This window comes from Pantoea sp. VS1, assembly GCF_002207995.1.
Taxonomy (GTDB): domain Bacteria; phylum Pseudomonadota; class Gammaproteobacteria; order Enterobacterales; family Enterobacteriaceae; genus Pantoea; species Pantoea dispersa.
The window spans coordinates 145,418-157,990 of the sequence record NZ_NHZE01000013.1 but is presented as its reverse complement, the minus strand read 5'-3'; the positions used below and the strand labels follow the sequence as shown (position 1 = coordinate 157,990).

The following is a 12,573-nucleotide window of genomic DNA, read 5'->3' as shown; positions in this document are numbered from 1 at the left end:
TACAATCTGGCTACGTAGCTCAGTCGGTTAGAGCACATCACTCATAATGATGGGGTCACAGGTTCGATTCCCGTCGTAGCCACCAAACAAATTGGGGTGTCGCCAAGCGGTAAGGCAGTGGATTCTGATTCCACCATTCCGGGGTTCGAATCCCTGCACCCCAGCCATACAAAGACAATTTGACCAAACACCTATTGGGGTGTCGCCAAGCGGTAAGGCACCGGATTCTGATTCCGGCATTCCGGGGTTCGAATCCCTGCACCCCAGCCAAATTGCACAACAGGCCCGCTTTTGCGGGCTTTGTTGTTTTTGTCGTTCCTCAATTTCACGCCTTATACAACAGATGGCGCCGCCACGATTGCGGCGCCCGGTGTGTTTACAACCCCAGCGCGTAACGCAGCACCTGACGCTTGAGCACGCCAGCATTCTCAGCCGCAATCAGTCCAAGGTTACGCACCACACGCAGCGGCGGCAGCGCGTTGCTAAAGGCGAAGTAGAACAGATCCATACCGCCCTGCATCAGCAAATTATCTTTGTAGCGCTGACGGTGATAACGCTGCAATACCGGCAGCGATGCCCAGCGCTGCGCCTGACTGCGCGCGTCCACCAGCGTATCAATCAGCGCATCCACATCGCGGTAGCCGAGATTAACCCCCTGCCCGGCCAGCGGATTGATGGTGTGCGCAGCATCACCGACCAGCGCCAGGCCCGGCAGCACGTAGCGTGTGGCATGGCGGCGCACCAGCGGAAACGACGCCGCGTTCTTCACCTGGAAGCGGCCGACACGCGCCGGGAAGTTAGCCTGTACTTCTTTGGCCAGCTGGCTGAGCGGCAGATTTTGCAGCTGACGGATCCGCGCCGGCGTGTCGTACCACACCAGCGAAGCGTGGCGATCGAACAGCGGCAGAAACGCGCGCGGTCCGTCCGGCGTAAATTGCTGCCAGGTGGCATCGCCGGCCTCGTGTTCACACTCAACGCTAATTAGCATGCAGGATTGCGCATAGTTCCAGCCGCGCACGCCGATACCCGCGAGCTGTCGCACGCGCGAATTAGCACCATCGGCCCCCACCACCAGCTGGCTATCCAGCGTGCTCCCGTCATCCAGCTGTAGCTGCCAGCCGCCGCTGTGCGCCTGTAACGCCTGCAGTGAGGCCGGACACAGCAGCGTTACGCCATCCTGCTGCATCTGCTCCCACAGCGCGCGCTGCAGCACGCTGTTTTCCACCATATAGCCCAGCTCGGGAATGCCCAGTGCAGCGGCGTCAAAGGTGACGTGCGCGCTTTGCCACTCCCAGGTTTCCAGCTTGCGGTAGGGCGCGCTGCGCATCGCCTGGACACGCGGCCAGACATTGAGCTGGCGCAGCAGCGCCACCGATGACGCACCAATTGCAGAGATGCGTATATCCGGCGCCAGGCTGGCGTCAAACGCAGCCGGCTCGGCACGCTCAATCACCGCCACGCGAAACTGCTGCTGCGCCAGACCACAGGCCAGCGCGGCACCGACCATGCCGCCGCCCACCACCACCACATCAAACTGTGAATCCTGCATTGACTCTTATCCTTCTGATTGCCGTGACGCCTTGCGGCAGCACTCTATGTGGCAAAGTGTACCGGAAATTTACCGCACCAGCAGAAAAGCCCTGCTAACCTTGTGCTTCAGACGGCTCAGCCGCGCGAAATATAACCGGCATCATGCCCTAAATAATTCGTGCGCCGGGAAGGCGGCAAGCAAGGATCATCCCGGGAGCTTACATCAGTAAGTGACCGGGGGAGCCGCGCGCAGCCAACGCACCTGGCGTGCGAAGTATGACCGGCATCATGCCCTAAATAATTCGTGCGCCAGGAAGGCGGCAAGCAAGGATCTCCCCGGGAGCTTACATCAGTAAGTGACCGGGGGAGCCGCACGCAGCCAACGTACCTGGCGTGTGAAATATAACCGGGCATCATGCCCTAAATAATTCGTGCGCCGGGAAGGCGGCAAGCAAGGATCTCCCCGGGAGCTTACATCAGTAAGTGACCGGGGGAGCCGCGCGTAGCCAACGCACCAGGCGTGCGAAGTATGACGGGCATGCTGGTCACACCCGCGCCAAAGCATTACAATACGCGCCCTGCACTTCTCTGCTCAGAATCAATGGCTAGTTCAATGAACAAAAAACTGCATATCAAAACCTGGGGCTGTCAGATGAACGAATATGATTCATCGAAGATGGCTGACCTACTGAACAGCACGCACGGCTATACCCTGACGGAGGAAGCCGAAGACGCAGACGTTCTGCTGCTGAATACCTGCTCCATCCGTGAGAAGGCGCAGGAAAAAGTGTTTCACTTGCTGGGACGCTGGAAGAAGCTGAAGGCGAAGAATCCTGAGCTGATTATTGGCGTGGGCGGCTGTGTGGCTTCGCAGGAGGGCGATAAAATTCGCCAGCGCGCGCAGTGCGTGGACATCGTTTTTGGCCCGCAGACGCTGCATCGTCTGCCGGAGATGATTAATCAGGTGCGCGGCAGCAAAAGCCCGATTGTTGACGTTTCGTTCCCGGAAATCGAAAAGTTTGATCGCCTGCCGGAGCCGCGTGCTGAAGGGCCTACGGCTTTTGTCTCGATCATGGAAGGCTGCAATAAGTATTGCACTTTCTGCGTGGTGCCTTATACGCGCGGCGAGGAAGTGAGCCGTCCCTGCGATGACATCCTGCTGGAAGTTGCCCAGCTGGCGGCACAGGGCGTGCGTGAAGTGAATCTGCTGGGGCAGAACGTCAACGCCTATCGCGGCGCAACCTTTGACGACCAGATTTGTACCTTTGCCGAGCTGCTGCGTCTGGTGGCCGCGATTGACGGAATTGACCGGATTCGTTTCACCACCAGCCATCCGATTGAGTTCACCGACGACATCATCGACGTTTATCGTGATACGCCGGAGCTGGTGAGCTTCCTGCATCTGCCAGTGCAGAGCGGTGCCGATCGTATTCTGACGCTGATGAAGCGAGCGCACACTGCGCTGGAGTACAAAGCGATTATCCGCAAGCTGGTGGCCGCGCGCCCGGATATCCAGATCAGTTCAGATTTCATCATTGGCTTCCCGGGCGAAACCCAGCAGGATTTCGAGCAGACCATGAAGCTGATCGGCGAAGTTAATTTCGACACCAGCTTCAGCTTTATCTATTCGGCGCGTCCGGGTACGCCAGCGGCCGATCTGCCGGACGACGTGCCGGAAGAGGAGAAGAAGCAGCGTTTGTACATTTTGCAGGATCGCATCAATCAGCAGGCGATGGCATGGAGCCGCCGCATGCTTGGTACCGTTCAGCGTATTCTGGTGGAAGGCACCTCACGTAAGAATGTGATGGAGCTGACCGGCCGTACCGAAAACAACCGCGTGGTCAACTTTGAAGGCGACGTGCGCATGATCGGTAAATTTGTTGATGTCGAAATCGTCGATGTTTATACCAATTCGCTGCGTGGCGTCGTGGTTCGCACCGAAGAGGAGATGGGCCTGCGCGTCGCGGAGAGTCCGGCATCGGTGATTGCGCGTACGCGTAAAGAGGATGAGATCGGCGTGGGCCTGTATCAACCTTGAGACCGCGATTACTGAGCGACAGCGCACAACGCGCTGTCGCCTGTTTCATCCCGCAGCCCTTGCTTTCCGCAGCTGCCGCCCAAATATCTCCCCTGAAGCTTGCGCCCGGGCGCGACCCCATAAATAATTCCGTAAAGATGCTGACGCCTGGTGTGCAGTATCTGCTATTTCTTTCAACTGGCCCTGAGTGACCCAAAGGATTCATTTGAATATCGAAACTCGTGAAATCGCCCTTGAACCGGCAGACAATCGTCGACTGATGAGCCTGTGCGGTCCGTTTGATGACAACGTAAAACAGCTGGAGCGCCGTCTGGGCATTGAGATCAATCGCCGCGACAACCTGTTTAAGCTGGTCGGCCGTGCGCTGAGTGTCGAGGCGGCCGCCAATATTCTGCGTTCGCTGTACGTTGATACCGCGCCGGTGCGCGGCCAGATCCCGGACATTGAACCGGATCAGATCCATCTGGCGATCAAAGAGAGTCGCGTGCTGGAGCAGACGGCTGACAGCGTGCCGGAGTACGGTAAAGCGGTAAACATCAAGACCAAGCGCGGCGTGATTAAACCGCGTACGCCAAACCAGGCGCAGTACATCGCCAATATTCTCGATCACGACATCACCTTCGGCATTGGGCCGGCCGGGACCGGGAAAACCTATCTGGCGGTCGCCGCCGCGGTGGATGCGCTGGAGCGGCAGGAGATTCGCCGTATTCTGCTGACGCGTCCGGCGGTCGAAGCCGGCGAAAAGCTCGGCTTCCTGCCCGGCGATCTCAGTCAGAAAGTCGATCCTTACCTGCGTCCGCTGTATGACGCCCTGTTTGAAATGCTGGGCTTCGAGCGCGTCGAGAAGCTGATGGAGCGCAACGTGATTGAAGTCGCGCCGCTGGCCTACATGCGTGGCCGTACGCTGAATGACGCGTTCGTGATTCTTGATGAGAGCCAGAACACCACCATCGAACAGATGAAGATGTTCCTGACGCGTATCGGCTTCAACTCCAAAGCGGTGATTACCGGTGACGTGACGCAGATTGACCTGCCGCGCAGCACCAAATCCGGTCTGCGCCACGCCATCGAAGTGCTGGCCAATGTGGAAGAGATCAGCTTCAACTTTTTCCACAGCGAAGACGTGGTGCGTCATCCGGTGGTCGCACGCATTGTTAATGCTTATGAAGCCTGGGAAGAAGCGGACCAGAAACGCCGTGATAAACTGGCGGAAGAGCGTAAGCGTGAAGCACAGGCGGCTCAACCTGCCAGCCAGCCGACGCCGCAGGAGCCTTCATGAGCACGGTGATTTTAGATTTGCAGCTGGCGTGTGCCGATGAAAACGGCCTGCCCGCAGAAGCGGCGTTTCAGCGCTGGCTGGAGGCGGCGGTCACGCCGTTTCAGCCAGAGAGCGAAGTCACGATACGGCTGGTCGATGAAGCGGAGAGTCATGAGCTTAATCTGACTTATCGCGGCAAAGATAAGCCGACTAACGTGCTGTCGTTTCCGTTTGAAGCACCGCCGGGCATTGAGCTGCCGCTGCTGGGCGACCTGATTATTTGTCGTCAGGTTGTTGAGCAGGAAGCGGCCGAGCAGGGCAAAAGCCCTGAAGCGCACTGGGCACACATGGTGGTTCACGGCACGCTGCATCTGCTGGGTTATGACCATATTGAAGACGAGGAAGCTGAAGAGATGGAAGCGCTCGAGACCGAGATAATGCTTGCTCTTGGCTATCCCGATCCGTACATTTCGGAAAAAGAAGACGCCTGAACCGCCGGTTCAGGACATTGCGCTGCTGGCGAGGATGCCGGCAGTTCCTTTCCCTCATTCGAGAGAACTAAATAAAAACGCCATGAGCGACGACCATTCTCAAAACAACGACGCACCCAGTAGTAAAAAGGGTTTTTTCTCCCTGTTAATCAATCAGCTTTTCCACGGCGAACCCAAAAACCGTGACGAACTGCTGGGGCTGATCCGCGATTCTGAGCAAAAAGAGCTGATCGACCAGGACACCCGCGACATGCTGGAAGGGGTGCTGGATATTGCCGAACAGCGCGTGCGCGACATTATGATCCCGCGCTCGCAGATGATTACCCTGAAGCGCAACCAGAGCCTTGAAGAGTGCCTGGCGGTGATTATTGAATCTGCCCACTCGCGCTTCCCGGTAATCAGCGAAGATAAAGACCATGTTGAAGGCATTCTGATGGCGAAAGATTTGCTGCCGTTTATGAGCAGCAGCGCCGAGCCATTCAGCATGGAAAAAGTGCTGCGCCCGGTCGTGGTGGTGCCTGAGAGCAAGCGCGTCGATCGCATGCTCAAAGAGTTCCGCTCGCAGCGCTATCATATGGCGATCGTCATTGATGAGTTCGGTGGTGTCTCCGGACTGGTGACCATCGAAGATATCCTTGAGCTGATCGTCGGCGAAATTGAAGACGAATATGACGACGAAGAAGATCGCGATATCCGCCAGCTCAACCGCCACACCTATACGGTGCGTGCGCTGACGCCGATTGAGGATTTCAATGAGATATTTGGTAGCGATTTCAGTGATGACGAAGTCGATACCATTGGCGGTCTGGTGATGCAGGGATTCGGCCATCTGCCGGCGCGCGGTGAAAGCATCGACATTGAGGGTTACCAATTCAAAGTTGCGATGGCTGACAGCCGCCGTATCATCCAGGTGCATGTGAAAATTCCGGAAGACTCTCCGCAACCGCAACTGGAAGACGAATAATTTTATGGCATTAGCCTCTCTCTACTCGCAGCAGCGGGTTCGCCTGCTGCTGGCGTTAATTCTGGGTGCCGCGGGCACCCTTTCCTTTTCCCCATATGATTTCTGGCCCGCCGCCCTGCTCTCTCTGGCTGGTTTGCAGCTGCTGTTGCTGGATCGCCGCAGCGCGCAGGCGGCAGGCATCGGTTTTGCCTGGGGCTTTGGCCTGTTCGGTAGCGGCATCAACTGGGTGTACGTCAGCATTGCGACGTTTGGCGGCATGCCCGGCCCGGTCAATGTGTTCCTCGTGGTGCTGCTCGCCGCCTATCTGGCGCTTTACCCACTGCTGTTTGCCCTGCTGCTGAACCGCTTCTGGCCACGGGCCACGCTGTGGCGCATGGCGCTGGCGGCACCGGCGCTGTGGCAGGTCACCGAGTTTCTGCGCGGCTGGGTGCTGACCGGCTTTCCGTGGCTGCAGTTTGGCTACAGCCAAATCGATGGGCCGCTGAAAGGCCTGGCGCCGCTGGCTGGCGTGGAAACCATCACCTTCCTGCTAATGGTGATTGCCGGTCTGCTGGCCTCGGCCTGCTACCACCGCAGCGTGAAAAACCTGACTATCGCCGTCGCGCTGCTGCTGCTGCCATGGCCACTGCGGATGCTGCAGTGGTATCAGCCGCTGCCGCAGCGCAGCGTCAATGTGGCGATGGTGCAGGGCAATATTCCGCAGTCAATGAAGTGGGATCCGCAGCAGCTGCTGACCACGCTGCGCGTCTATACCGCATACAGCAAGCCGTTTATCGGCAAAGCGCCAATCATCATCTGGCCGGAGTCGGCGATTACCGATCTGGAGAGTAATCAGCAGCCGTTTCTGCATGCGCTGGATGACGAACTGCGCGCGCGCGGCAGCACGCTGATCACCGGCATTGTTGATTCGCGCGTGGAGAGCGATAACCGCTATCACGATTACAACTCGGTAATTGTGCTGGGCGGCGCGCAGCCTTACAGCTATCAGAGCCGCAACCGCTACCAGAAAAACCATCTGGTGCCGTTTGGCGAGTTTGTGCCGCTGGAAGGTCTGCTGCGTCCGCTGGCGCCGTTCTTCGACCTGCCGATGTCCTCGTTCAGCCGTGGCGCCTACCTGCAGCCTCAGCTGAAAGTGGCGGGCTACAATCTCACCAGCGCCATTTGCTATGAGATCGTGCTGGGCGAACAGGTGCGCGCCAACTTCCGTCCGGACACCAACTTCCTGCTGACGGTGTCGAACGATGCCTGGTTCGGTCATTCGATTGGTCCGTGGCAGCATTTCCAGATGGCACGCATGCGTGCGCTGGAGCTGGGTCGCCCGCTGCTGCGCTCAACGAACAACGGTGTTACCGCAGTGGTGAATGCGCAGGGAGACGTGGAGAACATCATCCCGCAGTTCACCCGCGAAGTGCTGAGCGCAACAGTCACGCCTGCCAGCGGGGAAACGCCGTATGCACGCGTCGGTATCTGGCCGGTATGGCTGCTGACGCTGGCGGGCATCGTGCTGGCGATTTTACGCCGCCGCGCCTGATATCCCGCCCTCTCACCAGGCGAAGCGCAGGCTTCGCCTTTTTTCTGCGCAGTTTTCCGCTCCCTTTATCCTTAGTCACCGCCACTTTCTGCTGCCTTTTTGCCCGCTCTCCGCGTACTGGCACGATCATTGCTAATTATTTCAGTGGTTTTAGCAACATCGGTGATTTGTCAGCGTAATGCCCTGTTTGCGCACCATTATCTGGCACCGAAGCGCACTTAATTGGCGCAGAGGCTGTTTTTTGCCTCTTATTGGTGCGGAGCGGCTCGCAAAAAACAAACTTTTTTGTTTCATTACGTTAACAATTCGCTATGTTAATCACTATCCTGCGCGCAGTTGCGCTAAGGGATAATTAAAAAAGCAGCAGGAAATACACACAACATCACAATCTGCGCAGTTTATGTTCTGCGCAACATTCACACGAAGGAGTAGGAACATGCAGATTCGCAAAGTGGCATTATCGCTTCTGCTGTTGGGCGCAGCAGCGGGCGCGGCCCAGGCGGAAGATCTCACCGGCACCCTGAAAAAAATTAATGATAGTGGCGTGATTGTCGTGGGGCACCGTGAGTCATCCGTTCCCTTTTCTTACTACGACAACCAGCAGAAAGTGGTGGGCTATTCGCAGGACTACTCCAACGCCATTGTTGCCGCCATCAAAGCGAAACTGAATAAGCCGGATCTGCAGGTCAAAATGCTGCCGATCACCTCACAAAACCGTATTCCGCTGCTGCAGAACGGCACCTACGATTTCGAGTGTGGCTCGACCACCAATAACGTAGAACGTCAGCAGCAGGCGGCGTTCTCTGACACCATCTTCATCATCGGTACGCGTCTGCTGGTGAAAAAAGGTGGCGACATTAAAGATTTCGCCGATCTGAAAGGCAAAACCGTGGTCGTCACCTCGGGCACCACCTCTGAGATTCTGCTGCGCAAGCTGAATGACGAGAAGAAAATGGATATGCGCATCATCAGCGCGAAAGATCACGGTGACTCGTTCCGCACGCTGGAAACCGGTCGCGCAGTGGCCTTCATGATGGATGACGCGCTGCTGGCCGGTGAACGTGCCAAGGCGAAGAAACCGGATAACTGGGAAATCACTGGCACGCCGCAGTCCAAAGAAGCCTACGGCTGCATGCTGCGTAAAGACGATGCGCCGTTTAAACAGCTGATGGATGACACCATCGCCAAAGCGCAGACATCGGGTGAAGCCACCAAATGGTTCGATACCTGGTTCAAACAGCCAATTCCGCCGAAGAACCTGAACCTGAACTTCGAGCTGTCTTCTGACATGCAGGCGCTGTTTAAAGCACCGAACGACAAAGCACTCTGAATTAACAATGAAAACAAGGGCGGCACCGCTGCCCTCTCGATTGCTGAACACGCGGTGCGGACAGACAGACTGTAACAGGCCGTTCCCCTGAAGCAGGACACAAGACACCGCTCAACAATCTTATGGGTAGCCTCGCTACCCTTTTTTTACCGGAGCTCGTTATGGGTATCGATTGGAACTGGGGCATCTTTTTACAGCAGGCTCCGTTCGGCAATACGACTTACCTCGGCTGGCTGTGGTCCGGATTTCAGGTGACCGTCGCGGTCTCCTGCTGCGCCTGGATTATCGCCTTCCTGGTAGGTTCCTTCTTTGGCATTCTGCGTACCGTGCCTAATCGCTGGCTGTCCACGATTGGCACCTGCTACGTGGAGCTGTTTCGTAATATCCCGCTGATCGTGCAGTTCTTCTTCTGGTATCTGGTGGCGCCAGAACTGGTCGGGGAGAAGCTCGGCATGTGGTTTAAGGCTGAACTGGACCCGAACATCCAGTTTTTCCTCTCTTCAACCATTTGTCTCGGTCTGTTCACCGCCGCACGCGTGTGTGAGCAGGTGCGCGCCGCGATTCAGTCGCTGCCGCGCGGCCAGAAAAACGCCGGTCTGGCGATGGGCCTGACGCTGCCGCAGACCTACCGCTACGTGCTGCTGCCTAACGCCTACCGCGTGATTGTGCCGCCGATGACCTCGGAAATGCTTAACCTGGTGAAGAACTCCGCCATCGCCTCTACCATCGGTCTGGTCGACCTGGCGGCGCAGGCGGGCAAGCTGCTGGATTACTCGGCGCATGCCTATGAATCTTTCACCGCTATCACCCTGGCCTACGTCGGTATTAACCTGGTGATCATGCTGATTATGAGTCTGGTAGAACGCAAAATCCGCCTGCCCGGCAACCTGGGAGGCAAATAATGTACGATTTTGACTGGAGTTCGATTCCGCCCAGCCTGCCCTATATGCTTAACGGCATGATCATTACGCTGAAAATCACGGCAGTGGCGGTAGTGTTTGGCATTATCTGGGGCACCATTCTGGCGGTGATGCGCTTGTCCGCGTTCGCCCCGGTCCGCTGGTTCGCCAAACTGTACGTGAACCTGTTCCGCTCGGTGCCGCTGGTGATGGTGCTGCTGTGGTTCTATCTGGTGGTTCCCAGCTTCCTGCAGCAGGTGCTTGGGCTGTCGCCAAAAACCGATATCCGCCTGATCTCCGCCATGGTGGCGTTTGCGCTGTTTGAAGCCGCTTACTACTCGGAGATTATCCGCGCCGGTATCCAGAGCATCTCGCGCGGCCAGTCCAACGCGGCGCTGGCGCTGGGTATGACGCAGTGGCAGTCGATGAAGCTGATCATCCTGCCGCAGGCGTTCCGCGCCATGGTGCCGCTGCTGCTGACGCAGGGCATCGTGCTGTTCCAGGACACCTCGCTGGTGTATGTGTTAAGCCTGGCGGACTTCTTCCGCACCGCGTCCACCATCGGTGAACGTGACGGTACCCAGGTAGAAATGGTTCTGTTTGCCGGTCTGGTCTACTTCGTGATCAGCCTGAGCGCTTCGCTGTTGGTCAGTTATCTGAAAAGAAAAAGGACGGTTTAAATGATTAGCCTGAAAAATGTTTCTAAGTGGTATGGGCACTTTCAGGTGCTGACCGACTGCTCCACCGAAGTGAAGAAAGGTGAAGTAGTGGTGGTCTGCGGACCGTCCGGCTCGGGTAAATCGACGCTGATTAAAACGGTGAACGGGCTGGAGCCTGTGCAGCAGGGCAGCATTCAGGTGAACGGTACCGAGGTGAACAACAAAAAAACCAATCTCGCCCAACTGCGCAGCAAAGTGGGCATGGTGTTCCAGCACTTCGAACTGTTCCCGCATCTCAGCATCATTGATAACCTGGTGCTGGCACAGGTGAAAGTGCTGAAGCGCGACAAAACTGCCGCGCGCGATAAGGGCCTTGCCCTGCTGAAGCGCGTGGGTCTGGCGGCGCATGCGGAGAAATTCCCTGGTCAGCTGTCTGGCGGTCAGCAGCAGCGCGTCGCCATCGCCCGTGCGCTGTGCATGGATCCTATCGCCATGCTGTTCGATGAACCGACTTCCGCGCTGGATCCGGAGATGATCAACGAAGTGCTGGACGTCATGGTGGAGTTAGCCAACGAGGGCATGACGATGATGGTGGTGACGCACGAGATGGGCTTTGCACGCAAAGTGGCGAATCGCGTCATCTTTATGGATGAAGGGAAGATCGTTGAAGACACCAACAAGGATGACTTCTTCAGCAATCCGCAGTCCGACCGTGCCAAAGACTTCCTGGCGAAAATCCTGCACTAATACTCACAATGCTGGCGGTCCACGGACCGCCAGCGTCAGGGCTTATCTTGCCCCTCCTGCATTTCACCAAAATCGATATATTGCTGCTGTGATGCGGTACCCGACTGCGCAAGGCATAGCGTCTTGCCGCACCGGCATGAATCCTCCTGGAGCCTGCCGCCGCGCCTTCCCTGGCGCGGAGGCTGCCGCAAGTCGCTATGCCTTGCGCACCATTAAGCTTCATCATCGCGGTGACTAAATGCGCGCATACCGCCGCACCTGCTTTTTTACGGCAGAAGGGATCCTGAACTAAGCCGGACGTCACGTGGCAGGGATGCCGCGTGTCGAGGCACGCAGGGATGCGGGTTTTGCCGATCCGGGCGTGTTCAGGTTCCCTTCTGACAGTCCGCACGCCTTCAGCAGCAATACTTTTTTTGCTTCAGAGCACGGTGATAATTCAGGGCTCAAACGGCTGACGCTGGAACTGATCGTGGCCGCACTCCGGGCAGCGCGTCAGGCTCTCCGGGGTGTAAATCGCCCGGGTAAAGCCGCACTTTTCACACACCAGATTGCCCAGCCCCACCACTTCGCCGCTCTGATACACGCCGTGATGCCGCAGATCCTGAAACACTTCGCGCCACTCCAGCTGGCTCTTATCGGTGATATCGGCCAGCTCTTTCCACAGGCTTTCACGGATCACCCGCAGAAACACTGAATCGCCGAGCGCTTCGCTGGATTCCTGATAGCTGAGCGCGAACTCGTGCAAGTCGCGCCGCACCGCGCGCATGACCTCGTCGACTTCGGCGGTGGTCAGCGTCTGTTTCTGCAGCAGCGCACTACGCGCCTCGGCGACCAGTGCGTCGACATCACGCTCGCCACGCTCCAGCCGCTGGGTTAATGCTGCTACCGTTGCACGATACTCCTGCGCCACATTATTCATTTTGTTCTCCTTTCCGCTGCGGATGCTGAGTTAAGTTTAGCCGCTTTGCCATATTTGCTGCGCTTAGCGCAGAGGAAATCGCAAAAGGGTGAAAGCGCTGGCGCATTCGGCACAAATCACGCCGCCGAAGGGCGTCAATTGTTGTTGAGGGGCGGCCTTATGGGTATGCTATGCGGATCAAAAGTGTTTAAAAAACGATTTCACAAG

At 57.2% G+C, this 12,573-nt stretch carries 11 protein-coding genes and 3 tRNA genes; 12 read left to right on the top strand and 2 right to left on the bottom strand.

Going from position 1 to position 12,573, the window contains the following annotated elements; translation table 11 throughout:
- Positions 1–8: 8 nt before the first annotated feature.
- The 3 genes from CBW22_RS06750 to CBW22_RS06740 all read left to right on the top strand — a co-directional run bounded on the left by CBW22_RS06750 (position 9) and on the right by CBW22_RS06740 (position 270).
- A tRNA-Met gene (locus CBW22_RS06750) sits at positions 9–85 on the top strand.
- Positions 86–92: 7 nt separating this feature from the next.
- A tRNA-Gln gene (locus CBW22_RS06745) sits at positions 93–167 on the top strand.
- 28 nt (positions 168–195) lie between these two features.
- Positions 196–270 (top strand) — tRNA-Gln (locus CBW22_RS06740).
- Between the two features lie 106 nt (positions 271–376).
- On the opposite strand, the gene ubiF is transcribed toward CBW22_RS06740, so the two are convergent.
- On the bottom strand, positions 377–1,549 hold the full coding sequence (gene ubiF, locus CBW22_RS06735; protein WP_088516288.1) for a 3-demethoxyubiquinol 3-hydroxylase: 1,173 nt from the start codon (positions 1,547–1,549) through the stop codon (positions 377–379).
- A 594-nt stretch (positions 1,550–2,143) separates the two neighbouring features.
- On the opposite strand from ubiF, the gene miaB reads away from it, so the two are divergent.
- From miaB to CBW22_RS06690, 9 genes are all read left to right on the top strand, one after another.
- Positions 2,144–3,568, top strand: coding sequence for a tRNA (N6-isopentenyl adenosine(37)-C2)-methylthiotransferase MiaB (gene miaB, locus CBW22_RS06730; protein ID WP_088516287.1), 1,425 nt, complete (start codon positions 2,144–2,146; stop codon positions 3,566–3,568).
- A gap of 205 nt (positions 3,569–3,773) precedes the next feature.
- Positions 3,774–4,847 (top strand): PhoH family protein, encoded by a 1,074-nt coding sequence (locus tag CBW22_RS06725; protein WP_058769440.1) that lies wholly within the window; start codon positions 3,774–3,776, stop codon positions 4,845–4,847.
- Positions 4,844–5,317, top strand: a complete 474-nt coding sequence (gene ybeY / locus CBW22_RS06720) for an rRNA maturation RNase YbeY (protein WP_010616134.1) — start codon at positions 4,844–4,846, stop codon at positions 5,315–5,317. The genes CBW22_RS06725 and ybeY overlap by 4 nt, the downstream gene beginning before the upstream one ends.
- A gap of 82 nt (positions 5,318–5,399) precedes the next feature.
- Positions 5,400–6,281 (top strand): CNNM family magnesium/cobalt transport protein CorC, encoded by an 882-nt coding sequence (corC, locus tag CBW22_RS06715; RefSeq protein ID WP_088516286.1) that lies wholly within the window; start codon positions 5,400–5,402, stop codon positions 6,279–6,281.
- A gap of 4 nt (positions 6,282–6,285) precedes the next feature.
- Positions 6,286–7,812, top strand: a complete 1,527-nt coding sequence (lnt, locus tag CBW22_RS06710) for an apolipoprotein N-acyltransferase (protein ID WP_058769439.1) — start codon at positions 6,286–6,288, stop codon at positions 7,810–7,812.
- Between the two features lie 436 nt (positions 7,813–8,248).
- On the top strand, positions 8,249–9,142 hold the full coding sequence (locus tag CBW22_RS06705; protein WP_021508573.1) for a glutamate/aspartate ABC transporter substrate-binding protein: 894 nt from the start codon (positions 8,249–8,251) through the stop codon (positions 9,140–9,142).
- 161 nt (positions 9,143–9,303) lie between these two features.
- On the top strand, positions 9,304–10,044 hold the full coding sequence (locus tag CBW22_RS06700; RefSeq protein ID WP_021508574.1) for an amino acid ABC transporter permease: 741 nt from the start codon (positions 9,304–9,306) through the stop codon (positions 10,042–10,044).
- Positions 10,044–10,721, top strand: a complete 678-nt coding sequence (gltK, locus tag CBW22_RS06695) for a glutamate/aspartate ABC transporter permease GltK (protein WP_088516285.1) — start codon at positions 10,044–10,046, stop codon at positions 10,719–10,721. The genes CBW22_RS06700 and gltK overlap by 1 nt, the downstream gene beginning before the upstream one ends.
- Positions 10,722–11,447, top strand: coding sequence for an amino acid ABC transporter ATP-binding protein (locus tag CBW22_RS06690; protein ID WP_058757895.1), 726 nt, complete (start codon positions 10,722–10,724; stop codon positions 11,445–11,447).
- 436 nt (positions 11,448–11,883) lie between these two features.
- On the opposite strand, the gene CBW22_RS06685 is transcribed toward CBW22_RS06690, so the two are convergent.
- The gene (locus tag CBW22_RS06685; RefSeq protein WP_021508577.1) at positions 11,884–12,366 is read right to left on the bottom strand and encodes a zinc ribbon-containing protein; all 483 of its coding nucleotides are present in this window, start codon (positions 12,364–12,366) and stop codon (positions 11,884–11,886) included.
- Between the last annotated feature and the right edge of the window lie 207 nt (positions 12,367–12,573).

Bases quoted from the DNA above. Each gene is read 5' to 3' on its own strand.
- gltK (WP_088516285.1), top strand. From the start codon at position 10,044: ATGTACGATTTTGACTGGAGTTCGATTCCGCCCAGCCTGCCCTATATG.
- miaB (WP_088516287.1), top strand. From the start codon at position 2,144: ATGAACAAAAAACTGCATATCAAAACCTGGGGCTGTCAGATGAACGAA.
- ubiF (WP_088516288.1), bottom strand. From the start codon at position 1,549: ATGCAGGATTCACAGTTTGATGTGGTGGTGGTGGGCGGCGGCATGGTC.
- ybeY (WP_010616134.1), top strand. From the start codon at position 4,844: ATGAGCACGGTGATTTTAGATTTGCAGCTGGCGTGTGCCGATGAAAAC.
- CBW22_RS06685 (WP_021508577.1), bottom strand. From the start codon at position 12,366: ATGAATAATGTGGCGCAGGAGTATCGTGCAACGGTAGCAGCATTAACC.
- CBW22_RS06700 (WP_021508574.1), top strand. From the start codon at position 9,304: ATGGGTATCGATTGGAACTGGGGCATCTTTTTACAGCAGGCTCCGTTC.
- CBW22_RS06690 (WP_058757895.1), top strand. From the start codon at position 10,722: ATGATTAGCCTGAAAAATGTTTCTAAGTGGTATGGGCACTTTCAGGTG.
- corC (WP_088516286.1), top strand. From the start codon at position 5,400: ATGAGCGACGACCATTCTCAAAACAACGACGCACCCAGTAGTAAAAAG.
- lnt (WP_058769439.1), top strand. From the start codon at position 6,286: ATGGCATTAGCCTCTCTCTACTCGCAGCAGCGGGTTCGCCTGCTGCTG.
- CBW22_RS06705 (WP_021508573.1), top strand. From the start codon at position 8,249: ATGCAGATTCGCAAAGTGGCATTATCGCTTCTGCTGTTGGGCGCAGCA.